This is a genomic window from Hahella sp. NS-SX17 (genome assembly GCF_057367735.1).
Genome location: NZ_CM170632.1, coordinates 5199641 through 5223091 on the forward strand (window position 1 = coordinate 5199641; position 23451 = coordinate 5223091).

General features: G+C 50.3%; 17 protein-coding genes and 2 tRNA genes. 9 read left to right on the forward strand and 10 right to left on the reverse strand.

The window, feature by feature from the left end; genetic code table 11:
* Positions 1–4 precede the first annotated feature (4 nt).
* Together AC2IBB_RS23155 and AC2IBB_RS23160 are read right to left on the reverse strand one after the other, a co-directional pair.
* Positions 5–2938 carry an insulinase family protein gene (locus tag AC2IBB_RS23155; protein ID WP_486329092.1) on the reverse strand — a complete coding sequence of 978 codons (2934 nt, stop codon included), beginning with the start codon at positions 2936–2938 and terminating at the stop codon, positions 5–7.
* 201 nt (positions 2939–3139) lie between these two features.
* A complete protein-coding gene (locus AC2IBB_RS23160; protein ID WP_486329093.1) occupies positions 3140–3601 on the reverse strand; it encodes a methylglyoxal synthase in 462 nt (153 codons plus the stop codon).
* Between the two features lie 117 nt (positions 3602–3718).
* On the opposite strand from AC2IBB_RS23160, the gene AC2IBB_RS23165 reads away from it, so the two are divergent.
* From AC2IBB_RS23165 to AC2IBB_RS23180, 4 genes are all read left to right on the forward strand, one after another.
* Positions 3719–4225: a hypothetical protein gene (locus tag AC2IBB_RS23165; protein WP_486329094.1), complete on the forward strand. Its 507-nt coding sequence runs from the start codon at positions 3719–3721 to the stop codon at positions 4223–4225.
* 151 nt (positions 4226–4376) lie between these two features.
* Positions 4377–5738, forward strand: coding sequence for a PEGA domain-containing protein (locus AC2IBB_RS23170; RefSeq protein ID WP_486329095.1), 1362 nt, complete (start codon positions 4377–4379; stop codon positions 5736–5738).
* Between the two features lie 63 nt (positions 5739–5801).
* Entirely contained in the window at positions 5802–6941 is a 1140-nt protein-coding gene (locus AC2IBB_RS23175) for a response regulator (protein ID WP_486329096.1), read from the forward strand.
* Positions 6942–7177: 236 nt separating this feature from the next.
* On the forward strand, positions 7178–7942 hold the full coding sequence (locus AC2IBB_RS23180; protein ID WP_486329097.1) for a 6-carboxytetrahydropterin synthase: 765 nt from the start codon (positions 7178–7180) through the stop codon (positions 7940–7942).
* Between the two features lie 24 nt (positions 7943–7966).
* Here the strand turns inward: AC2IBB_RS23180 and AC2IBB_RS23185 are convergent, their stop codons facing one another.
* Positions 7967–9841 (reverse strand): MFS transporter, encoded by a 1875-nt coding sequence (locus AC2IBB_RS23185; protein WP_486329098.1) that lies wholly within the window; start codon positions 9839–9841, stop codon positions 7967–7969.
* Between the two features lie 392 nt (positions 9842–10233).
* Between AC2IBB_RS23185 and AC2IBB_RS23190 the strand changes: the two genes are divergently transcribed.
* Positions 10234–10668, forward strand: a complete 435-nt coding sequence (locus tag AC2IBB_RS23190; RefSeq protein WP_486329099.1) for a fibronectin type III domain-containing protein — start codon at positions 10234–10236, stop codon at positions 10666–10668.
* 21 nt (positions 10669–10689) lie between these two features.
* Here AC2IBB_RS23190 and AC2IBB_RS23195 read toward each other — a convergent pair whose 3' ends face one another.
* The 7 genes from AC2IBB_RS23195 to AC2IBB_RS23225 all read right to left on the reverse strand — a co-directional run bounded on the left by AC2IBB_RS23195 (position 10690) and on the right by AC2IBB_RS23225 (position 19640).
* Positions 10690–11979 (reverse strand): hypothetical protein, encoded by a 1290-nt coding sequence (locus AC2IBB_RS23195; protein ID WP_486329100.1) that lies wholly within the window; start codon positions 11977–11979, stop codon positions 10690–10692.
* A 117-nt stretch (positions 11980–12096) separates the two neighbouring features.
* A tRNA-Glu gene (locus AC2IBB_RS23200) sits at positions 12097–12172 on the reverse strand.
* A gap of 8 nt (positions 12173–12180) precedes the next feature.
* Positions 12181–12256: transfer RNA gene (locus tag AC2IBB_RS23205), tRNA-Ala, on the reverse strand.
* Between the two features lie 67 nt (positions 12257–12323).
* The gene (gene gltX / locus AC2IBB_RS23210; protein WP_486329101.1) at positions 12324–13829 is read right to left on the reverse strand and encodes a glutamate--tRNA ligase; all 1506 of its coding nucleotides are present in this window, start codon (positions 13827–13829) and stop codon (positions 12324–12326) included.
* 128 nt (positions 13830–13957) lie between these two features.
* The gene (locus tag AC2IBB_RS23215; RefSeq protein ID WP_486329102.1) at positions 13958–16432 is read right to left on the reverse strand and encodes a bifunctional diguanylate cyclase/phosphodiesterase; all 2475 of its coding nucleotides are present in this window, start codon (positions 16430–16432) and stop codon (positions 13958–13960) included.
* A 15-nt stretch (positions 16433–16447) separates the two neighbouring features.
* Complete coding sequence (locus AC2IBB_RS23220; protein WP_486329103.1) at positions 16448–17500, reverse strand: polyamine ABC transporter substrate-binding protein; 1053 nt, start codon at positions 17498–17500, stop codon at positions 16448–16450.
* A 592-nt stretch (positions 17501–18092) separates the two neighbouring features.
* Positions 18093–19640, reverse strand: a complete 1548-nt coding sequence (locus AC2IBB_RS23225; protein WP_486329104.1) for a sensor domain-containing diguanylate cyclase — start codon at positions 19638–19640, stop codon at positions 18093–18095.
* Positions 19641–19871: 231 nt separating this feature from the next.
* Here AC2IBB_RS23225 and elbB point away from each other — a divergent pair, with 231 nt between their 5' ends.
* The 4 genes from elbB to AC2IBB_RS23245 all read left to right on the forward strand — a co-directional run bounded on the left by elbB (position 19872) and on the right by AC2IBB_RS23245 (position 23061).
* Positions 19872–20528 (forward strand): isoprenoid biosynthesis glyoxalase ElbB, encoded by a 657-nt coding sequence (gene elbB / locus AC2IBB_RS23230; protein ID WP_486329105.1) that lies wholly within the window; start codon positions 19872–19874, stop codon positions 20526–20528.
* 155 nt (positions 20529–20683) lie between these two features.
* Entirely contained in the window at positions 20684–21103 is a 420-nt protein-coding gene (locus AC2IBB_RS23235) for a hypothetical protein (protein ID WP_486329106.1), read from the forward strand.
* A 1179-nt stretch (positions 21104–22282) separates the two neighbouring features.
* Positions 22283–22723 (forward strand): RadC family protein, encoded by a 441-nt coding sequence (gene radC / locus AC2IBB_RS23240; protein WP_486329107.1) that lies wholly within the window; start codon positions 22283–22285, stop codon positions 22721–22723.
* A gap of 29 nt (positions 22724–22752) precedes the next feature.
* Entirely contained in the window at positions 22753–23061 is a 309-nt protein-coding gene (locus AC2IBB_RS23245; RefSeq protein WP_486329108.1) for a helix-turn-helix domain-containing protein, read from the forward strand.
* The last annotated feature ends 390 nt before the right edge of the window (positions 23062–23451 follow it).

Consider the following 23451-nt stretch of genomic DNA (forward strand, 5'->3'; position numbering starts at 1 on the left):
AGGCTTATATCTTGTGTACGGTCAGGTTCAACTTATTGAACGTGTCTTTAGCGCCCTCTCCACTGACAACCGCAACACTGGCTTCCTGGTTCAACAGATAGGTTTTGGCCACCCTTTCCAAGTCCTCCATCGTCACTCCAAGCACTCGACGACGGAATTGCTTCCGCTGTTCTGCGGTGCGGCCGAAAAGTTCGCTATGGAAAGCAGACTTCGCTTCCCCCGCCGGGGAGCGCGGTTTATCAATATTACTGACTACGCCCAATACTGCCTGCTCCAGTTCCGCGGGATCATGCTCGCGATTCAACAGCCAGGCAATGGATTCGTCAAAGTCGCTTAATGTTCCTTCTATCCGTGGATCACGGTAGGAATAGAAGCGGAATACGGAGTTGGCGTTATCCTGCCCGGCGCCTGCGCCATACGCACCGCCCTGCTCACGAATCGCCCGATGCAGGAAGCCGTTGCGCAGGTAATGCCCTAATACGGTCAACGCGGCGGCGTCAGCATGATCACTGGGAACCGTGGCGTAAACTTTAGCGCAGAAGCTGACTTGACTGTTGGTGATCCAGCCCACCTGACAATGCTCTCGCGTGGAAGGCAAGTTAAGCAGACTTACTCCAGAATCAGGGGATGCATTACCCCACCCCTCTGAAGCCGCCTGGTTGAACGCATCCAGATTAGCAGGTTCAGCGACGCTCAAGAACTGCGCTGGATTAGCGATAAGTTTCTGATGTAATTGCTTCAGACTATCTGCAAACGCCTGCAGTTTCGCTTTATCCGCGAACGACTTATCCAACGCCTTGATCCACTGAATGCCCGCCAGACCACCGGTGCGATGGCCAATCGCCCCCGCGGGACTCAAGCGGCTGGCCGCCGCCATCATCGCCATGCCATGACCATTGCTGGTCACGCCCTGCTCCCGCCTGGAGGCCAACAAGGCGACCAGCTCCTTGATACGATCAAGTTCGTCGAAACGTGGCTGGTATAAGAATTCCTTCATCAAGCCAATCAGCTCAGCTTGATTGCGCTGTAACGCCTTACCGGAAACAACTAAAAAGCCTTTACACTTCTGCTCATCGGCAACTTCGCCACGAATTTCCCAATAGCAGGAAACACCACCAGTGTATGCAGATTGACGCTCCTGCATTTCCAGGTAGGAATGCCCGCCTGCTCCCACTTCAGCCAGACAGAAGGTCAGCAAGGGTAGCAGCGACATCTCATCGTCGCTTAACTCAGGCAGCGGCAGAATAGCCTGATGATAAATCAAACCATTCGTCCCTTGAGCGTACGCCGTCAACGGCAGAGCGCCCTTGGCCTTGATCGGTTCAGGAATCGCAATATCCAGAGGCACATCGTCCAGCCCTACTTTAGGAAGAATATCTTCCGGGTCTTTCTGGTTCTGACGTTCATTCAGCGCTAGCGCTTGCGCGACAATTTTTTGCTTCTCGTCATCAGAAAGGCGGGACTTGACCGCCTGCAACTTGGCGTGAATATACTTCTCGCGCTGGGCTTCCAATTGCGCATCTGGAGCCAGAGTCAATGTGATGCGGTGTGGGTTATCCAGCAAAAGCTCTTTCACCAGAGTTTTGATGTATTCCGGGTCCTTGATGCGCTCCCGCAATTTCACCAGCACCGGGTCGATATCCAACAGCTCCGCAGGATCTACGCCCTGCAACGCAGGTGACATAGCCGCCAGAATCAACTGAAGACCGTAAGGATACGAATCCCCAGAAATTTCACGCTGACTCAGTTCCAACTGGTGCAGCACAGCTTCCAGTTTCTCCAGAGGTACGCCTTCCGTCGCCACTTTTTCCAGCACGCCCAGCACCAAAGACTCAAACGCCGCAGCGCGACCAGGCTCCGAGCCCTCTATTCCGCACACAAACGCCATTTCTTTATAAGAGTCCTCCAAACCACACAGACCGGACGGCGAGTGGCCTAAGTCAGTGGTCTCTAGAGCATGCATCAAAGGTGAGGCGCTGTTTTCCAGTAGAACATTGGACAGCAGGTGAGCTTCCAGGTTGCGTTCGAGATCGCCACTTGGCGTCAACAACCAGCCCATTACGATATGAGACTTTGATGCGGCCTCTTCTTCCGCCGCCAGCGGATAGGCTTCCTGGACGCGAACAGGTGAAAAATAGCGTTTCTCATCACTGATGACAGGAAGATCGTCAGAGCGTTCAAACTGTTTAAGCGCCTTATCTTCAAATACTTTTTGCAGCTCATTCGCCGGCAAATCGCCAAAGGTCATGAACACAGCATTACTGGGATGATAATGCTTGCGGTAGAACTGCAGCAGCTGTTCATGGGTCAGATCAGGGATATGTTCGGGCTCGCCGCCACTGTTGTAATGATAAGTGGATGTCGGATACAGATATCGGGTGACCGCTCCCCATAATTGCGACATGGGCGAACTCATAGCGCCTTTCATCTCATTGTAGACGACGCCTTTATAGACCAAATCTGACTCAGGGTTTTCCGCTTCCTCGAATTCAAACCGGTGCCCTTCTTGCGCAAAGTCCAGCTCATTCAGATTCGCAAAAAACACGGAATCCAAATAAACATCAAGCAGATTAAAATAATCTTTACGGTTCTGACTAGCGAAAGGGTATGCCGTCCAGTCGCTACTGGTGAAAGCGTTCATAAAGGTATTTAGCGAACGCCGCGTCATCATGAAAAACGGATCGCGAACGGGGAAATTTTTGCTGCCGCACAGCGTCGTATGCTCCAGAATGTGGGCCACGCCAGTGGAGTCAGTGGGCACCGTACGCAACGCAACCAAAAACACGTTTTCTTTTTGCTCAGAGCTCAGGTGAAAGTGTCTGGCTCCGGTTTTCAAATGCCGAAATTCCTGAAGTTCGACTTTCAACGCATCTATTTTGCGTCGGCTAATGCATTCAAATGTGGGATGGGCGATATCCAAAGACAACGAGTCAGACATTTATTTCCAGCCAACCTTTCGGGTGTCGAATGAGTTTTAGTTCCTTGCGCTGCTCAGTTAGCGACCATTATAAACGACTTAAAATAGCGCCTCCGCGGAGCAGCAATTTAAACAAGTGTAACAGAGAGAACTGATATTTACCGAATGCCACGCTCGACATATCTTTCTATCTCTTCGATTGCGCATGACTATTGAATACGGTCAGCTACCGGGAACATCGCGATTGAGATAAGAGTCGAAATCCGGGCGCTGCGGTAGAAACTCTTCAAACAAATTGGAGTTCATCAGAAAGTCGGCTGTCGCAGAATTGCAGGCGCTGGGGACATTCCATAATGTCGCCAGACGCAACAGCGCTTTGATGTCAGGATCGTGCGGCATCGGCTCCAGCGGATCCCAGAAAAATATCAGCAAATCCACTTTCCCCTCAGAGATCAAAGCGCCTATCTGCTGATCTCCACCCAGCGGTCCACTGTGGCAGCGCTGGACTTCCACTCCCGTTTTTTCAGCAATCAATTTTCCCGTTGTGCCCGTCGCGTAGACTGTACATTTGTTCAGTTTAACGCTATTTTTTTCCACCCAGGCGATCAGGTTGGCCTTTTTGTTATCGTGAGCGATAAGAGCGACACTGGTGACGCCCTTGGGGCGATTTACTTGATCTGTCATGTAGTTACATCCACTATTTCAGACTTTAATCTTTACATGCTAAAACGCTGACATCGGCAGATCGGATGTAGCTTTTGATACGAATATGTCAGAACCCAAAGGCAAAGACCAGACTCTATGACAAGCGAAAACAACAACGAAACGCCACCGGGCGAGTCTCCAGCTCCAGCTCCAGCTCCAGCTCCAGCTCCAGCTCCAGCTCCAGCTCCAGTAGAGATTGAAGCCTATTGGGTGGAACGCAAGCGCTATCTGAATGAAATCAAGAAGATTCCTGAGCTACGCACCCGGTATGTGAAAGCCACTCTGATCTACTTGCTGCGACGCTTTTTATGGTCCTTTACCTTCTTCCCGATATTTATCGCCTTCTGGGTTCCTCTGGTGCTGTCGAGATTCAATCCAGTGGCGATGGTGCAGGATATTCTGCCCAGTTTGCAGTCCTTCGTGGAAGCCAACCCACAAAGCCAGGCGGCGACCATTGAAACTTTATTTATCGCGTGGTTTTCAATCGGCTTCACCTTCGCGGTTTTTGACTTCATACTTACGCCCTTCAAGAGCCCCTATGAGTATGAAGCGGATGTCCACATGCGCGCCTGGGAGGAGTTGCAAACTCGCAACAAAACATAATCAGGACAGATATTTAGCGTGAGCCAATACCAACAGCAATGTGACACTATATGCATTTAATAGAAGCCGTGACCTATTTGGTTACAATCAGCCGGATTAAGGGCTAAGATGACTTACAAATTACACATGGGTTGATGGCAAGGTAGTAATAATGGTCGATCTGAGACCACTTTTATTTATCAATGCGCTTGTCCTGATGTTGCTGGTGACCGCCGGCTTCGCCCATAGGCAAGATATCAACATACCGGCGCTGGCGGATAGTTTATCCCCCGCGGCGGAGCGCAGGGCAGGCGATATTAAAACTACCGATTATGGCACGCCGATCGGCAGTGCGGATCTCAGCGCCCAGCTGGAAAGCTTCCGTTCTTCCGAAAACGCGCCTGGGGAGTCGCTGGAAGAAGCCATCCTGTTCGTCGACCAATTGTCGCCCGAGCAACAACAAGCGCTGGAAGAATCAAACGCCACACAAGATGCAGAAGGTGAAGAACTACTGGCTTCAGCAGACGCAAACCAGGTGCTCTCTCTACCTCAGCAGGTCGTTGCGAAAGAGACCAAGGAGACGCCCTCCCCCACTATGCCTGATACTGGCAAGCTTTTTATCCGCTCGAACGTCGCCAACGACAAAGTTCTTATTAACGGCGACCCCTACGGCTCCAGCGCAGTTGAAGTGGAACTGCCTGCTGGCGAATACGACATTGAAGTCAGCAAAGAAGGCTACAAAACCTTTCGCAGTAAAATCGATCTTACCCGCGGTGATTCTCGCACTATCAGTGTGACTCTGGATCGCATAACGATTGTGGATTATAGAGATGGCGTATGGAAACACGGCGTTGTAACGGGCGAAGGCACTTATGCCGGCAAAGATGGCTCTCGCTACCAGGGGGAGTTCGTCAACAAACTCTTCCACGGCAAAGGATTGCTGAAAATGTCCAACGGCGCAGAATACAACGGTGAATGGTATGAAGGACGCAAACATGGACGCGGCTCTTTCAAGCAACCCAACGGCGACTTGTATGTCGGCGACTTCAGAGACGATCAGTTCAACGGCGAGGGCGCACTCACACTGAAGAGCGGCGATATCTACACAGGCTACTGGGTTGATGGAAAGCTGAATGGCGAAGGCACACTGACCGGGAAAAACGGCATGCTTTACGTCGGCGGTTTTTCCGAAAGCAAATATCATGGTTCCGGCTCGTTAACCTACCCGGACGGAACACATTACGAAGGAGGCTTCGCCAACGGACAGTTCCAGGGCAAAGGGGAGCTCATTTACGCGGACGGCAAAAAGTACACCGGACAGTTCTTTGAAGGGAAGTTTCATGGACAGGGGGAATTATTGAACCCCAATGGCAGTAAAATCAGCGGTACATTTAAATTCGGCAAACCATACGGACTGGCGACACTGACCACGCCGGAGGGCGAGATATTCACCGCCCGCAGCAGTAACCCCGGCGTTTGCTATCGCCTGAAAAGTTATAGAGCAACTCAATGCCCGCCTCTTGAAGGCTGGTAACAAACACCCAAAGTCAGCTATGTTAGCGCGCTGCGACGGTGACATTGGTATTTGAGGTACACCATGACAATTAAAACTGCGTTACTCGTTGACGACTCAAAAGTAGCAAGGTTTGCACTTAGCAAGCTGCTTGAGAACGTCAGCATGAACGTAAATCTGGCCGGCTCTGCGGAGGAAGCGCTCGATTATTTGAGCAAGAATTCTCCACCCGACGTGATATTTATGGATCACCTGATGCCGGGTATGAACGGAGTGGAAGCCTCCAAGGCGATCAAGTCCAATCCGGACACCGCCGCCATACCGATCATTATGTGCACATCGAAAAAGTCCAAGGAGTTTGAGGACGCCGCCAAGCGATTCGGTATTTACAACATTCTCACCAAGCCACCGCAAACAGATGGCCTTCACAGTATTCTGGAGCAACTCAATCGGGACATTGAAGCAGGCAACCTGACTTCAGCGCCCATTGATCTGACCGCCATGGATTTCGCCTTCAGCGACCATGACGTGGATGATGCGGAAGAAGCAACCGTCGCCAAAGTTAAAGCTAAAGAAGAGCAGCCGCCTTCACCTCATGACGCCTTACCCGTAAACGGAAAAGCGTTCAGTCTGCCCATAGAAATGATTGAACAGGTCGCCCGTTCTACGGTGAAAACCAGCCTGAATACGCGCGTTCACGAGTTATTGAGCGATCTGTTTGACGAGCAGTACGCTCACCTCAAGCGCTTGTCGGAAGAACTACAAAACAGACATGATGAGCGTATAGAAACTTTTTATAGCCGCATTGAAAATCAAATCACCACCAGCTTCGCAGCGCTCAAAGAAGAAGTGTCTGCGGAACTGGCCAGAGAAATCAGCCAAGAGCTGAATGAAATCAAGGAAGAGCTCAAGAATGCAGCGCCGACGGCGCCCGCCACAGGCGCTTCACCTGCGATCACTCAGAAGCAACTGGACGAACTGAAAGACCACATGACAACAGTGCAGTCCATTGACACCGAGTTTTGGCAAACCCTGCAGGCGGAGGCCATTCAACAGGCCCATGATATTTCCAGAGAAACAGCGGAAGACATTGCTCAACGCACTATTGAGCTATACGCAGAGTCGCAACGCAGCACCAGCAATAAAGCTTATATGATCGCATTGTCGATCAGCATCGGCGTATTCGCCGCTGGCGTCGCATTCATCTCCGGCATCTTTGGCTGACATTCTCCTGTCGTCTCCCGCCCTTTTCATTGAGGGAAGCGGCGGGAGAAGCCCCAGGAAAATACTCAGCAATACTGGACTTACACGTCTTTAAGCGATATAACGCAGCATTAATTTCGCACACATAGCTCACTTTATAGCCAGTCCTTATGAATCGTCTGTTTGTTGATCACCTTACCGTCCTTGATTTTTCTTACCTTCACCCTCTCCGCGGCATCGTTGGAGAAAGCTGGATCATGGACATCGAACTTTCCGGCGACCTTGACGAACAAGGCATGGTGTTCGATTTCGGTGACGTCAAAAAAATCCTTCGCCAGGCTGCGGAGGATATGATTGACCACAAACTGGTAGTACCCCAGGACTTGCTTGATATGAACGTTAAGCAAAAGGGAGAACGCATTGAAGTCAGTTGCAGCTTCCCCGGCGAGGCTCAGTTCTATATCTCCGGCCCTACTGACGCTATTGCAGCGCTCCCCCTGACAGAGATCGATATCGAATCAGTAGAACCTTTGTTGACCAAGCACCTGCAAAGCGTGGTGCCGGACAACGTCAAAAAGGTAAAAATCAGACTGCGAGAAGAGAATATTCAAGGCGCTTACTACCACTACACTCACGGCCTGAAAAAGCACGCAGGCAACTGTCAGCGCATCGCCCACGGTCATCGCTCCAAGCTGGAAATATTCGCGGACGGACAGCGCAGCCAATTGACGGAGTATCAATGGGCGAAAAAGTGGAAAGATATTTATATCGGTAGCCAGGAAGATGTCGATAAAGAAGAAACCATTAATGGCGTTGAGCACATACGGTTCAAATATACCGCCTCGCAAGGAGACTTCGAGCTATTAATGCCGAAGAAGCGCGTTTATATGATTGAGACAGATTCCACTGTTGAGTGGATTGCCGAACACATTGCGCAAACACTTAAAAAGCAACGCCCGCAAAACTGGTTTACCGTACGGGCGTATGAAGGCGTCAAGAAAGGCGCTATCGCTGAGCGTTAGACTCCCACGCCACCGGGGGAAGGGCTAGGCCCACTCCCCTCTTAAAACTTTTACCTTATCCTCCAGCGCATCAGCGCTGACCTTATCAGGCTCCCAGCTTGCATCCGCCACGAGCTCGACTTTAGACCAGAAACGTCGAGGCAGCTTAGCCAAGGCCACACCGCCTTTATGACTAAAGAAAGAGCCCCATAACCCTCGTAGCGCCATTGGCGTCACCGGTACAGGGTTACGCTGGATAATCAGCTCAATGCCTTTTCTAAACGCATCAATTTCGCCAGTTTTCGTCAGACGGCCCTCCGGGAAGATACAAATCACCTCTCCATTTTCCAAAGCCTCGCTGATCGCTTCGAAAGCGCGACGATAGGTTTCCGGGTCTCTCTTCTCGGAAGTAATGGGGATAGTGCGCGCCAGTTTGAAAAACCAGTGCATACCAGCCATTTCATATATTCCTTTATCCATAACAAAGCGTACAGGCCTGCGGACAGCGCCGCCAATCAGCATTGCATCAACATAGCTGACATGATTGCACACCAGCACGACCGCCCCTTCTTCAGGTATATTATCCAAGCCTCGGTGCTTCACCCGATACATTGTATGCCCCAGCAGCCAGATGCAAAAACGCAGCGCAAATTCTGGCACCTGTTTGAAAATGTATGCGGCGACTACGGCGTTCATGACCGCCAGCACCAGAAAGTACTCGGGGATGCTAAGCCCAATCAGAGACAGAAAAACGATGGCGAAGGCAGCGCTGAACACCATGAAGATAGCATTCATAACATTATTCAGCGCAATAACTTGCGCTCGCTTCTTTTCATCTGAGCGCTCTTGAATCAGCGCATATAAAGGTACGATGTAGAAACCACCAAACAAACCGATGAATAACAGATCCACCAGCACGCCATAACCGGATGGGTCAGAGAGGAACTCCCCAAATGTCCGCAATTCCATGCCATTGACCGAGGGCGTCGAGAAGTACAAGTGTGCGCCGAAAAGAGTGAGCCCCAGCGAGCCTATGGGAACAAGTCCAAGTTCTACCTTACCCTCCGATAGCTTGCTGCATAACAATGACCCTGTAGCGACGCCAATAGAGAATAATGTCAGTAGCCCGGTCGCTACGGCAGGATTCCCCAGTAAATATTCCTTGGTGAAGATATTGAACTGCGTTAGATAGCTCGCACCCAAAAACCAAAACCAACTGATCGCCATCACCGAAAGAAAAACAGCGCGGTTATCTTTCACCTCACGCACCGTCCCCAGGGTTTCCGTGATTGGATTCCAGTTTAAACGTAACCGCGGGTTTGCCGGGTCCGCTTGAGGAATAGAGCGACTGGCGACGTAACCCACAATCGCACAAGCAATAATGCCACCCGCAATCAGGTTCACTCCGCCTGGATGACTGAATAAAATGCCCGCGAGAATAGTGCCGAATAAGATAGCCAGGAAAGTGCCCATTTCCACCAAGGCATTACCCGCCAAGAGCTCTTCATGCTTCAGGTGCTGGGGCAAGATGGAGTACTTGACAGGACCAAATGCTGCAGACTGCACTCCCATCATAAATAGTAAAAACAGCAGCATCACTTTGGACTCAGAGACAAAAGCAAACGCGGCCAGCGACATGAGCGCAATTTCCACTAGTTTGATGATTCGAATCAATTTTCCTTTCTCATATTTGTCAGCGAGCTGTCCCGCTAACGGAGAAAAAAGAAAAAAGGGAAGGATAAATAAACCGGCCGCTACGTTCACCAGCGTTGCGCTTTCTTCTTCGCTCAACTTATAAGCGAACAGTAGCAAAATACCCTGTTTGAAAAGATTATCGTTGAACGCCCCAAACGCCTGCGTCAAAAAATACGGCAGAAATCGAATGGAGCCGAGCAAATTAAACACGCCTTTATTAGCCATGAAGGAACTCCGCAAGGGCTAAATGCGATCGGATAGCTGATCGCTATCCGGCGATTTTTTATAACACTTTGTTTTAGCGAAGATTAGCAGCAGCACTTCCTGGGCGCCATGCAACATTAGGCAGGTTGCGGATAATTACCCATCAAGTATCGATATTCGCATCATTTTATTAATACTTTGGCTTGTTACAGCTTTAGAAGTTGAGCCCCGCCTACGCCCGCTATTTCCACACGAGCGACAGCGACTCTTGAGGCCTTACCAGCCTTCTTAGCATGTAATTTTTTGTTAAGAAACAATTCGTTACCGAAATAAACAGAATCCCGTCACAGGCTTGGTTTAAACTCCATCGCAAAATCAGGAGCTGGTATAAGGCGGTACCTACAGTGAAGTCCATGTCATTTGCAGGATTTGCATCAATTTTATCTGCTTGCGTACGCAATAAATCCTTACCCATATTTACAGGCATTATCATTCTTACAACCATAGTTACCGGTTGTGGCGGCAGTGAAGAAGCCCCTAAATCAACTTCTGGAGCCAATGGGGTATATGTTTTTTGGGACGCGCCCGCCACGCGAGAGGACGGCTCGCCACTAAAAGCATCGGAGATAGCGGGCTACCGGGTCTATCACAGCTTCGCTCCACTGAAAGCATCTGACAGCAACAAAGCAGCAAACGACGACTGGAAATCAGTAAAAGTAGCAGCCGACGCCGACTCCTATTACTTCGACAATCTTGAAGCGGGCGAACACTATTTCGCAGTTACAGCAGTAGATACCTATGGCGTTGAAAGCGATCCTTCGAAAGTGCTCCCCAAGACCATTCACTAACCAGTTTTACACACCTTCCCCTTAGTCCTTGTGTAAGCGCCGCTGCAGTTTTCGGCGCTCTTCTTCCATTTGCGCCAATAGCTGCTCAAGCGGTGATTTAAATTTCACTTTCGCCGGGGCCATCGCTTCCAAATATTGTTTCTGCCGCTCTCTAAGCTCATTAAGTTTCGCGAGCACATCCTGCATTCCGAGCATAAAGCTTGAACCTTGTACGCCTTCTGAGGACGTCTGAGCGCCACCTAAATTAAGTTCAGCACGAGCATCCTCAATTACTTCAGCAGAAAAGGGTCTCATACTGGCTGGAGCGGAGTGCGCAAGATCAATTTCCTGCAAAGTACGCACCTCGCCATTTTCCATCAGCATAATTCCTGTGGTTTTAGTACGACCAAGCACCCGCCCATAATCTCCCACCAATTCAAAAGAGTCTGGCGTTGAGCCTAAATAGATCGCGCCAACACCCACTTCCCTCAAAGACAATAGCTTTTTATCACCATTTTCCGAAGCCGTCCAAACACGCAAGCTGGAGAAAACGGGGTCGGATTCGTCAATCCAACGATTGCCGTCCGCATCATAACGAGAGAGGTCTCCCAGGCCATCACCGCTATACGCCCCGAACATCTCACCGCCATTGTTGATTTCCCCGTCGCCATTCACATCCAGCGCCAGATAACCGCTACCAAAGCCTAACTCTGCAATATCCTCCCCCCGCCCATCTCCATTCAGGTCAAAACTGAAGGATGTATTACGCAGTGTCGCGGACTCCGCACCAAAGTTCAGCACCAGCGGATCGGTCATCACTCTAGCGCTGACCAGAAGGTTAGATTGACTTTCAACAACACTCGCACGCTCACGATTGAGATATAAAGTGAAGGCAATCTCTCTACCATCTTCCAAATTGATCACACCGGAAGAGACGGTTGTGGAGCTTTGTGATTCAGATACAAAGGAATAGCGACTAAACGCCACAACCGCCTCACCTGCGACGGATACACCGCCTGTCGCCCCGCCAGCAATCACTTGCACCGCCTCTTCCCCCTGCAGCCCAACCTGGACGATCTGCGATAAGACAGAGTTTCTATCCAGCACCTCTGTCTGACCATCGCCAGAGAGCACCTTGGAGTACACCTGGGCGCTTTCAGATTGATTGGCGTCATAATTGAAATAAGATTGTCGCTGGCCAAGCAAATAAGAACCGGAAGCATCTGCCAGCGAAGACTGTGAAGAGACAAACAAAAGACGTTCGCGCTCCAGCGTTTTTTCTTGCGAAACACCCTGGTTGGAAAACTGAATAGAAGAGGATTGGATCTGCATGAAGCCTCCGCCCAACAAACTGCAGTCGCTAACAGGTTATCGGCGGCGCTGAGAAAAACTTCAGCCTCGAAAGCATAAAAAAAGCCCTCATATCTTTCGATATGAGGGCTTTCAATTTGGCGTCCCCTAGGGGATTCGAACCCCTGTTACCGCCGTGAAAGGGCGGTGTCCTAGGCCTCTAGACGAAGGGGACTAGAAACTTGGTGGAGCCAGACGGGATCGAACCGTCGACCTCAACGCTGCCAGCGTTGCGCTCTCCCAGCTGAGCTATGGCCCCGTGTCACAACGGAGGCGTATGTTAGAGAGATCCCCCCATTGAGTCAAGCGTTACCTTTGAAAAAATTCTAATTTTTTTCAGTAGCGTCGATAGCGGCTGAAATTTGAGCGAACTCTTTCTCTGCAGCCTTCAACCCTTTCTTGGACAGCCCGCCCAATACTTCCAGCGCAAAACGCAGCCTAGCTCGAGTCATATCGGGGCCCAGAGTTTCCATGGAGTCCACGACTGACCAAGAATTTGGCGTGCCCGCGATAGATACGAAAATCGGCATCATAAAGTCGCCCATTTTCACACTCATCGCTTTGCTGAGCGCTTTCAAGTCAGCGAATATATTCTCTTTGGTCCAGTGACGCTGGGCTTCCAGTCGCCACAGCGAATATTGCAGCACCTTCTTGAGCTGCTCCGCCTCCAGCTTGGAGGCGGCGAAATCTTCCTCTTTAATCGGCAAATAACCGCTAAACATGAAGGCCGCCAACGGAGCCACATCAGAAAATGTTTCTGCTCTGCTTTGCACATGAGGAATCATCTTGGCGGCGTAGTCATTATTGTATGACCAGTGCACCAGACGCTCCAGGAACTGAGTTTCGCTCAGGTTTTCTCTCATCCAGAGCCCATTCAGCCAACGCAGTTTCACTATGTCAAAAACCGGTCCGCCAAGCGAAACGCGCTTAATGTCGAAATTCTCGATCATTTGGTTCAGCGTGAACTTTTCGCTCTCGTCAGGCATGGACCAACCCATCCGGCCCAGATAATTCAGCAACGCTTCCGGCATCACGCCCAAACGCTCATAGAAATTAATGCTGGTTGGGTTCTTGCGTTTGCTCAGCTTGGTTTTATCCGGGTTGCGCAGTAACGGCATATGACACAGCGTCGGCATTTCCCAGCCAAAATATTGATACAGCAGCATGTGCTTAGGCGCCGAGTTGATCCACTCTTCACCGCGAATAACGTGGGTGATTTCCATCAGATGGTCATCCACCACGTTGGCCAGGTGATAAGTCGGCATGCCATCGGATTTCAATAGGATCTGGCAGTCGACCTGCCCCCAATCGATTTCAATATCGCCACGCAACATGTCTTTCACAACGCACACGCCTTCATCCGGCACTTTCATGCGGATAACGTGAGGTTCACCAGCAGCCAGACGACGCTTCACTTCATCTTCAGGCAACTCAAGATCTCCTTTTATGCCCGGCGGCAAACCTTGCGCTTTACGCTCTTCACGAATGACATCCAACTCTTCCGGCGTGCGGAAGCAGTAGTATGCGCGCCCCTTAGCGACTAATTCTTCAGCATAAGCGCGATAACTGTCTTTTCTTTCGCTTTGACGATAAGGGGCATGAGGACCGCCGACATCCGGCCCCTCATCCCATTCCAGCCCCAACCATCTCAAAGCGCTCAGAATGTCTTGTTCCGATTCCATCGTGCTACGGGCCTGATCAGTATCTTCAATACGTAGAATGAATTTACCGCCGTGCTGACGAGCGAAGCACAGATTGAAAAGCGCAATATAAGCGGTTCCTACATGAGGATCGCCGGTGGGAGATGGTGCAATACGGGTTCTTACCGTCATGGTAGCAGTTACCTGTTTTATATCTCAGTGAATCGGGCCCGGTATCAGGCCATAGCATAGTGAGCAGGCATTATAAACATGACGGCGGCGGCTGCACACACCCCACAGGCGGTCAGTCTTTGCAAGAGCTAAACTCTTACGCCGCCACGCTCACCGGTGGGTAAATCAAATATTTTGATGCGATAGTCCACTCTCACATCTTCGACCGGGACAGCCTCAGAAAGATAGTGGCCTTGCGCCTGATCAGCGCCGACTGTAAGCGCCTGCTCCACTTGTGTTCGACTCTCTACTCCCTGCACCACCACCTTCAGCTTAAGGCTGCGCGCCAAGTCACAAATCGCCTGTAGGACCACGGGGCTTTCTTTGTCCACATACAGCTCCTGCATAAAGTTTGGCGAAACCTTCAGAGTATCGATCGGCGCCCGCCGCAGGGCGGACAATGAGGAATCTCCTGACCCAAAGTCATCCAAAGCCACTGAGACGCCGCGCTCACGTAACTGATTAAGTAGAATCAATGCGTCTTTATTCTCTGCTTTCAACAAGTCCTCCGTGATCTCTAATTCCAGCGTATCCCCAGGTAAGCCGTATCGCTCCAGGCAATTGCTGATCTCACTGAGCACCTCGTTCATCCTTAAATGATGGGGAGCCAAATTAAATGATACTTTGACATCATTGCCGACGCTCTGCTGCAAAGTCTTGATGGCGCTGCATACCGCCTCTAACAACTGCTTGCCCAACTCGATAAGATGTCCAGACTCTTCCGCAACAGAAATAAACTGCTCGGGCAACAATATACCCAGGCGAGGATGGTTCCAGCGCGCCACCGCCTCAAATTCCGTAGCGACGCCAGTTCTCAGATTAACGCGAGGCTGCAGATATACAGTAAATTCCTTAACCACCAACCCATCCTGAATGTCCCTCTCCAGCTGCAGCCGCTTCTCTGCGGAAGTATTGAGCGCATGAGTAAAGAACCGGAAACAAGCCCCACCCGCCTGCTTAGCCTCATACATAGCCAAGTCCGCGCTTTTCAATAACAACTCTGGAGTCTGCCCATCCACTGGATACAAGGCGATGCCGATACTGACCGACATGGCGACACTGTGCTCTTCCCAAGTAAAAGGGTGATCAAACGAAGACAGAATGCGGGACGCCACCAGTGAAACCTGATGAGCCTTGCGAATGTCCCGCAGCAACACAGTGAACTCATCACCGCCGGTACGCACCAGCACTCTGTCCATATCGCCAAACTCAGTCATCACCTGACGCGCCACCTCATCGGAAAGGCGCAGACTGGCGCTGAGTCTATCAGCCACTTGGCGAAACAACTCATCCCCTACCTTAGAGCCGTAGGTTTCATTTATACGCTTGAAATGATCAATATCAATAAACAAAACCGCCAGAGCCTGATCCTGTCTACGGGTATAACTCACCGCTTTTTCAAGAATGCCGGAGAATGCGGTGCGGTTAGGCAGCCCTGTCAGCGGGTCCAAGTTCGACAACCCTTTCACCCGCTCAATTTGTCCACGCTGGGTAGAAGCCATTTCTTCAAACTCTGCGCTGAGACGGCTAAGCTCATCATCGCCATCAAACACCCAGGCGATCTCCGCTCCGCTGCGAAATGCAGCAATTTGACGTTGTAGTCGGTTAATAGGCTCCAAGAGCAACTTATTTAACTTTGAGTAAATCAGTAAAAACGCCACAATCGCCACAATCACTAGAAACCAGATCAGGGCGATCAGTATCGGCGTCACCATTCGGTCCACGACCTCCTCCGTGACAATGCCAGTAATAAAAAGCTGCTCATTAACACGGTAAAATCCTCCCAGGTAGTCCTGCTCTCCCTGCGTAAAACCTCTCAAACGCCCAATACCCGACGTAATGATCTGCTTCACCAAAGGACCCCAGAGTTTCAATTCCTTGTCATTCAAAAAGTAGGACTCTCCCTGAGGGTCGCTGATTACGACATACCCTTCCGGGTTATTCAGTTTTTTGCGCAGCATCTGAATAACGTCTTCAATACGCATCACCACCAGCAGGTAGCCTTTGGTCAGATCCGTCGTCCCCAGGTATTCCACGGCCTCATTACGATGGTCTATTCGTTGCGCCTGTACATACTCGATGTAGCCCCCCTCCTCCACAAAAAAAAGCTGCTCCGCATAGCTAGGGCGCTGAGCGGCCACTCGCTCAATAAAGTCTTTGTATTTAGACGGAGCTTTCGGATCTTCCGCATCTCTTGAATCGATACTTCCGTCCGGCAATAGCAAGGCGATGTCTACATAGGAAGGAAAGGCCTTACGATAATCGGCGAATAATCCCAATAAAGCCGGTTGCATGACTTTGTATCGCACAGTGTCAGGAAGGTTCAGGTAACGGCGGATAATGTCGTTGGAGACAAACAGCTCCAGATTCGCCCGTGCGGAACTGAAATCCTTATTCAGCTCATCTCGTCCACTACGCAGGGACAAATCAAGCTGATGCTCCAGTATGCGCATGGTGTTTTCGCGGATATAAAGGTAGGAAAGACTGCCGAACATGAGCAACGGCAATACGATAAAAGGCAAAACGAACAGGAAAATGCGCGCTCTTAACTGAATTTTCAGCATGGCGGCGTATCCATTCTAGCGCTTGATCGAACGAAACATCTGATTGCGCATCTTTAACACCTCTGGAGAAGTGACTCTGTATATATCCGCCTTCTCCATCACTTCTTTCGGGGGATATATATCGGGATTATCCATATGCTCTTTTGAGAGCATTGGGGTCGCCGCCTTGTTAGCAGACGCGTAGTGCAAAAATTCAGACAACTTGGCGGCGTTCTCCGGGCGCAGTAAAAAGTCGATAAAACGATGCGCTTCCTCCTTATGCTGGCTTTTCTTGACTACGCCGATGTAATCCACCCACAGATTGGTGCCCTCCGCCGGCGCTACAAACTCCACCCTTGGGTCGAGTTCATGCAACCCTACTGCATCCCCGTTATACATCATGGCCATGACAATATGACCTTTGATCAGTTCCGAATTTTCATCAATAAGCGGATAAGCGTAGCCCGCCACATATGGCTTTTGCTGCTCCAGCAGTGCCCCTGCCGCCTCAACCTGAGTCAAGTCCGTCGCATTCATTGAATACCCCAACGCCACCAGCGCCATACCAAACGCATCGGCAGAGTCGTCTATCACCATGATTTTTTGTCGCAGGGAGTGATGGGGTTTAAAGAAATCCTGCCAACTGGAAGGAGGATAAGGAAGTTTGTCGCCTCGATATGCGATACCGATAGTTCCCCACAACAAGGGTACGCCGTAACCTTCGACCTCACCGAACATCTTCATCCAGTGCTCATCAGCATTGGATAAATGTGGCAATAATTCCGGTTGCAATGCGTCAACCCATTCGGGAATCACATACTCCCGCATGGATGCGCCTGCGCTGACGATCAGATCCAGTCCAACTCCCTGAGTTTCCGCCAACAAGGCCTGCTTGCTTTCATCTGAAGAGTAATAAAGTTCCCGCACCTGAACCCCCGTTTCCTTTTGAAAGGCGTCCAGTAAATCGGGGGGCATGTAGTTCGCCCAGTTATACAGAACCAGTTCGACACCATCCGCCCCCCTCGCCGCATAGGGATACAGGAGGCTAGCCCCCCATATGGTCAACCATAGAATCAGTCGATGCTCCATGTCGGCGGTGTCTATCAGTTGTCCGAAATCAGTGTTATCTCACTACGCCGAGGGAATGACGATATTTTGCCGGAAGCCCTGGCCTCTCTCTTTGAGATTAGCAGAAGCCTCGGATATAGAAAGAAAAAAGCCGGGAGACTCTCATCACCCGGCTTCTTTAAAGGATTCTTCCATTAGGCCTTGAATTCAGCGACCCATTCGCCGTTAACGTCAGGCCAGCATTGAACCAGCAGCACTGTGTTGGCTGCTATGAACGCGTCCAGTGCGCCATAAGATGCAAAACGTTTAATCACAGCTGGTACCTACTCTCTAATGCAATTTTACTTCTTTAGCCGCCTGGAGAAAAAACCCAGAGCGGCGAAACATCCTTGCGATGGTCAGCCAACCACCGACAAGTAAAGATGAATTTTAGTCATCTCTAGATGAATAAAAATCCGAGAATCTCCCTATCCTATAGGGCATACAGGGATTTCCGAACGTTTGAGATAAGAAGACAGGCGTTATTCCTACTCATAAAGCGGAATCTCACCAGATCATCTACTACGGCGACATCTCTATTAATCAGACCTAGAAGCTCAGATAGGCAACCAGTTTAAGGGTTGACCGAATTGAAGGAGCTGCTTCGTTTCATATTACGCAAGTCAGCAGGGTTGATCGCCGCAAACCGGTTCCTTCCCGATTCTTTGGCTTTGTATAAGGCCTCGTCCGCCAATCGAATCCACTCTTCTTTCGACTCGTCCTCCCCTGGAGCACCGGCGGCTACGCCACAGCTGACGGACACATACTGCGCTACCTGTGAAAAATGATGAGGAAGCTTCATTTCATAAACGCGCTTGACCAGCCTCTCCGCTACTTGCTCACCAATCTGCAAGTCAGCGCCTGGCAATACGACCAGAAACTCCTCACCGCCATATCGAGCGACAAGATCAAGGCGCTTGTTTGCGCCCCGGCGCAATGCCGAAGCAACCTCCTTGAGCACCTCATCTCCCATGTCGTGACCATAATGATCATTGAAGTCTTTAAAATAATCGACATCACAAATAATGATGGCGATATCCGACTTCTGCTCCAAAGCCAAATTCCAGCGCTCATCCAGATAACTGATTACCGCTCGACGGTTCGCCAAGCCAGTTAATTCATCCCGAAAGGACATTTCGCGCAATTTTTCGCTTTGCTCCTGCAATTGACATAACAACTGATAGAACGCGCGACCCAGCTTACCAATTTCGTCTCTAGGCAGTTTGGGCAGCTCCAACTTTTCTAACTGCGGCTGACTTTGCACTCGTCTGACATACGCCTCCAGGCGCGCCAGCGGGCGTAGCACCAGCATCAAAACAAGGAAAGCGAAAATACCCAGCACCGCCGTCAGTAAATAGGAGGCGTAGCTCATCGCTCGATCGAATGTCGCCGCCGTCAGATTGAAGAAATCGCGGTCAGCATTGATTCGCACAAGAATACTAAGATCACTCTCAATATCGGGGATCAGCGTGTAGCCTTCTAGCTTTGAGTTGCTGACTTCACGGGTATATATGGGGTCATCCACCGTCAATCTGTCGGCAATATCACGCAGGTTATCGCCCAGCTTTGGGTCATGCATCCAAAAGACAGCGAACGGAACCCCGACCAGCTGCTGCAGGTTCTGTAACAACCGCCCGCGCACCAAACGACCAAATAACAATACGCCATTCGCCGGACCAGTCAGGTTAGAGCGAAACACCGGCCGTACACTGACAAACATTAGTCCGGATTCAGTTCCCATGATCCCGGAGTATCCTGAATACGGGTCCTTAAAGTCTCCAAGCGCCACCCCCAGAATAAATCCCGGATCAGGCGGGCCATCCAGAGGTAGCTCTTTCACATTCAGCGACTCCCCCGTCTCCTGATCCCAGGTCTTTCCCCAGATCACCTCACCGTTGGGTTTGTAGAACATCATCGCGTCTATCTTGAGATTAACGAAAGTGGCGTCGCCAAGATTGGACTCTATATATTCAGGATAAGGAGCTTCGACAAAACGGTAGGTATCATCCCAGGCCGCCCAGTCCAAGGTATATTGATGCAGATTGGTAAGCTCATGGAATAAAGCGCCTGTCACCCTGTCAATATCGAGACGGGCGCGTTGAGATTCCAAGTCCCTGGCCATTGGAGCAAAAAACACCTGCAAGCCCGCCATAAAGATCAAGATCAAAATCACGGCGAAGCAGACACAAATTGCTCCGAATTTGAACCAAAGCGATCTCAAATTCATGGCGGATTGTTCTGGTGAGTCTAAATTCACCATAGCATAGAAAATGCAAACCCGCCGGGCTAAAGTATGTCGGCGTAAAATGTTGAGACTGATTAAAGCTGAGCTGAGAAAAAGGGAGGAGTTACAATGGCTAATATTGCTGTGGTTTTGTCAGGCTGTGGGTATCTCGATGGAGCGGAGATCTATGAATCCGTCATCACTCTTTTAGCCCTGGACAGCAACGACGCGAAGTATCAATGCTTCGCACCGGACATCAATTTAGTACAGGTTGTGAATCATATAAGCGGGGAGCCTGTGCCGGGAGCGTCCCGTAACGTCCTGTTGGAATCAGCGCGTTTGGCGCGCGGCGAAATTAAAGAGCTTTCTGAGCTTAACCCAGATGAGTTTGACGCATTAATCTTCCCTGGCGGGTTCGGCGCTGCGAAAAACCTGTCCACCTTTGCTGTCGATGGCGTCGATATGAAAGTTCTTCCCCAAGTGGAGCGTGTCGCCAAAGCATTCGCAGATGCGGGCAAACCAGCTGGATACGTTTGTATTGCCCCAACCATGATTCCCCACATCTATGGCGCAGGCGCCAAATGTACTATTGGCGACAATAGTGAGGTCGCGAGAGCCATTGAAAGCATGGGCGGACACCATGTGAACTGCGCCGTAGATGATGTGGTAGTGGATGAGGAACGCAAAGTCGTCTCCACTCCCGCCTATATGCTGGCAGGCCGTATTTCGGAAGCCGCTACAGGTATAGAAAAGCTGGTCCGCCAAATTCTGGCTTGGATCCACTGATCGCTCACACCACACTTCCGCCGGCTGAAAACCGGCGGCAGCACCCGCCCCATAGCCGCCTTTATCAGGTCCCACAAATTAGGATGATTATTCTAATTTTTGCTTCTAGTATTTGATTCAAGTTTAGTCATACCACCTGATTTCAAGGCGCGAAGATGTCGGTAAAAAACTCAAAAAGCCAAATGGACCGGCTAACCACATTAAAGAAACAACTACAACGCCAACTACAATCTGGGCTGACTACAGTTGAGCAAGAAGGAAAGAAAGTACTGAATCAATTAGGCGCAGACTTGGACAACGAAGATAAGAGCCTGAAAGCCGTTGTCGCCCGAATCCGGTCAAAAAACAATAGCATCAAAGATTTCGCCCGAAACATCGACGCAGCCACTTATGAAGTGCGCGGAAGAATACGCTGGAATGCCAATATGATGTCCGCCTACGCCAGGATGCAAGCCGAAAAAGCGGTAGACAAAGAAGTCAAACCCAGACTCGAAAACTACAAACAGAACCTTGAAACCAGAGTCAAACACCTCCTAGAAAAGGTCAATTTGTTAAAAGAAAAGATTTCACACTGAGTAAACCTCACTAGTTTAGAGCTAGAGTAGACTCAGCCCCTTCCCCAGGGGCTTTTTTTCAAAAACTCAAAATATAAATAATAAAAAATTCAATAACTTACACACAAGAAACCAGCGCACACCATAAAACTAAGGCGCCACGGTACACACCTGGGACACTTTTAAGAACGGTACAACGTAGACGACCCATTCCCCCCTCCGCCCCATCCTCACAGAGTAATTAATCGCCGAAAGGTTGGCTGTCCGCTTTGAGCTTAGGGAACAATCCTGCTTCTGTTGTGAGGGTTGAGACTCGATGACAGAGCACCCAAACAATAAAAACCCAGAGCATGGCCTGAGATTTGATTTAAGCAGAGGTTTTAATATGCGCCACCCAAGGAGAGAAATGGACTACACAAGCTCACAGGCGTATATCCGAGACTTGGCGACAGTATGGCAGAGAGCTTCCTCCAGAATGTCCGCCACAGACATCCCCGCCATCAGCAACAGCAACCTTTGAGCCCGTAAATAAGGCTTACCCAATCTAATCGGAGCGTCAACACAAACGCCCGTCAGCGAAGCAACGAATAAAAATTCTCTATTCCGCCACATGGATTAACTTATTCCGTCATACGGTCCAACGGGGCCCTGTTATCCACAACCTCTAATCCGCCATACGGAGCTATAAACCCTTGCTTTTTGACTTCGCCTACTCCGCCATACGGAAACCTTCTTAGAATCTACCATAGCCCTATGTATTTTTAGTCATAGGGCCACTCCAAGCAGTCGGAAAATCGATTGGGACGATGCACGTCACTGCCAAGATTAATCGCGTAGGTCAATGCAAATTGCCATCAGTCAATCTAGCTCACCCCAACAGGCCGTTTCCGGCTCATTTGCGGGCCGATTTCGGCTTGCTGCGAATGAAAGCGAAGACGTCACCAGAATTGAGTAACACGCATAACTTGCGCCCCTTCTCGGTGCTTTGCCCTCATATACTGGATTTAGCGAGGATCGCTCTTCAAACCGTCCGAGATAATGCTCTCAGGATAGAGAGATTGGCGATCACACATCGCCAATTCTGCATTTACATGAATTGCCCAGGGTTCTACTATTCGCATGCCTATATTCAAGAGCCCGCCGCTGACGGTGGGTCAATCAAAGAGCCCGCCTCGGTGGGTCAACAACCGGAGAAATACGATGAAAGGCGATCAAATTATCAAGCAGGCATTAACCATCTTAGCCAACCGACTACGCCAGCCCGGCGCTGTCGTCACCAGCCCCCAGCTTGCTTACAACTTCCTCAAATTGAAATTGGCCGAGCTGCATCATGAAGTGTTCTGCGTCCTGTTCCTGGACAACAAACACCGGCTGATAGAATTTGACGCCATGTTCCGAGGAACATTTAACGAGTCCACCGTCCATACTCGGGAAATCGCAAAAAAAGCGCTGGCCCTGAATGCGGCGGCCGTGATTCTCGCTCATAACCATCCCTCGATGATGACAAGCCCTTCCCAAAGAGACATCCGGCTGACCCAAGATATCAAGAAATCTCTCAGTCTTTTTGATGTGCGGGTTTTGGATCACGTCATCATCGGTGGAACGGATAAATACAGTTTCGTTGATAACGGGCTTCTATAGGTCCGTTACGCCCCACAGAGGTTAACGGTATGTCAGAAGAAAATGGGATTTATGGAGATTCGGAGCATGCGGAAAGGATAACCCCTCAATCGCTGGAGCCCTATTCCAGCGCGGACTATCAGCCGCCTACGGCTCAGGACATCCGGGAGGCGTTACGGATTGCAGGACTAAGCGGAGCCGCCGCTGCAAAGTTAATGGGCGTCGATTCCCGCAGCATACGGCGTTGGTGCTCCGCTGAGGATAACGCGAATTATCGTCCCATTCCCTATGCGGCATGGCGCCTGCTGTTAATCGAAACGGGCTTAGCTCCAGCTAGACAAGGTATCAAGGAGCTTTGATCACCAATCCGCAAATATGCTGACCATTGATATTCAGACCATCCGTTAGGCTCTCTCGCTTTACCAGGCGTAGAGAGCGTTCACGCATTCCCGATCCGACTTACAAACACCCTCAATCCTTATGTATGGACTTCCATACACCGACTAACTCGCTCATGAGAACTTGTTAGTTTTATCGCCCCCTAAAGACAGGGCGAACAGAGAAGGTTGATCGCAATTTGGGACCGTTTAACTTTCCAGACACCTACCGCCACTCAGCGTCCCGATATCCTGACAGATAAAAAAACGCCCTCATCACGTCAAAGAATGTCGCTACATTTGGCTACCCTTAACGCCGCACGATTTCGCGCTGAATGAGCAGTGACGCGCTTACTGGTCGCGCTGATTTAA

Excerpts from the sequence above, each read along its gene's own strand:
- AC2IBB_RS23165 (WP_486329094.1), top strand. The coding sequence starts at position 3,719 with ATGACAAGCGAAAACAACAACGAAACGCCACCGGGCGAGTCTCCAGCT.
- AC2IBB_RS23220 (WP_486329103.1), bottom strand. The coding sequence starts at position 17,500 with ATGGAGCATCGACTGATTCTATGGTTGACCATATGGGGGGCTAGCCTC.
- AC2IBB_RS23170 (WP_486329095.1), top strand. The coding sequence starts at position 4,377 with ATGGTCGATCTGAGACCACTTTTATTTATCAATGCGCTTGTCCTGATG.
- AC2IBB_RS23190 (WP_486329099.1), top strand. The coding sequence starts at position 10,234 with ATGTCATTTGCAGGATTTGCATCAATTTTATCTGCTTGCGTACGCAAT.
- gltX (WP_486329101.1), bottom strand. The coding sequence starts at position 13,829 with ATGACGGTAAGAACCCGTATTGCACCATCTCCCACCGGCGATCCTCAT.
- AC2IBB_RS23155 (WP_486329092.1), bottom strand. The coding sequence starts at position 2,938 with ATGTCTGACTCGTTGTCTTTGGATATCGCCCATCCCACATTTGAATGC.
- AC2IBB_RS23245 (WP_486329108.1), top strand. The coding sequence starts at position 22,753 with ATGTCAGAAGAAAATGGGATTTATGGAGATTCGGAGCATGCGGAAAGG.
- elbB (WP_486329105.1), top strand. The coding sequence starts at position 19,872 with ATGGCTAATATTGCTGTGGTTTTGTCAGGCTGTGGGTATCTCGATGGA.
- AC2IBB_RS23180 (WP_486329097.1), top strand. The coding sequence starts at position 7,178 with ATGGACATCGAACTTTCCGGCGACCTTGACGAACAAGGCATGGTGTTC.
- AC2IBB_RS23195 (WP_486329100.1), bottom strand. The coding sequence starts at position 11,979 with ATGCAGATCCAATCCTCTTCTATTCAGTTTTCCAACCAGGGTGTTTCG.
- AC2IBB_RS23215 (WP_486329102.1), bottom strand. The coding sequence starts at position 16,432 with ATGCTGAAAATTCAGTTAAGAGCGCGCATTTTCCTGTTCGTTTTGCCT.
- radC (WP_486329107.1), top strand. The coding sequence starts at position 22,283 with ATGAAAGGCGATCAAATTATCAAGCAGGCATTAACCATCTTAGCCAAC.
- AC2IBB_RS23185 (WP_486329098.1), bottom strand. The coding sequence starts at position 9,841 with ATGGCTAATAAAGGCGTGTTTAATTTGCTCGGCTCCATTCGATTTCTG.
- AC2IBB_RS23175 (WP_486329096.1), top strand. The coding sequence starts at position 5,802 with ATGACAATTAAAACTGCGTTACTCGTTGACGACTCAAAAGTAGCAAGG.
- AC2IBB_RS23160 (WP_486329093.1), bottom strand. The coding sequence starts at position 3,601 with ATGACAGATCAAGTAAATCGCCCCAAGGGCGTCACCAGTGTCGCTCTT.
- AC2IBB_RS23235 (WP_486329106.1), top strand. The coding sequence starts at position 20,684 with ATGTCGGTAAAAAACTCAAAAAGCCAAATGGACCGGCTAACCACATTA.
- AC2IBB_RS23225 (WP_486329104.1), bottom strand. The coding sequence starts at position 19,640 with ATGGCCAGGGACTTGGAATCTCAACGCGCCCGTCTCGATATTGACAGG.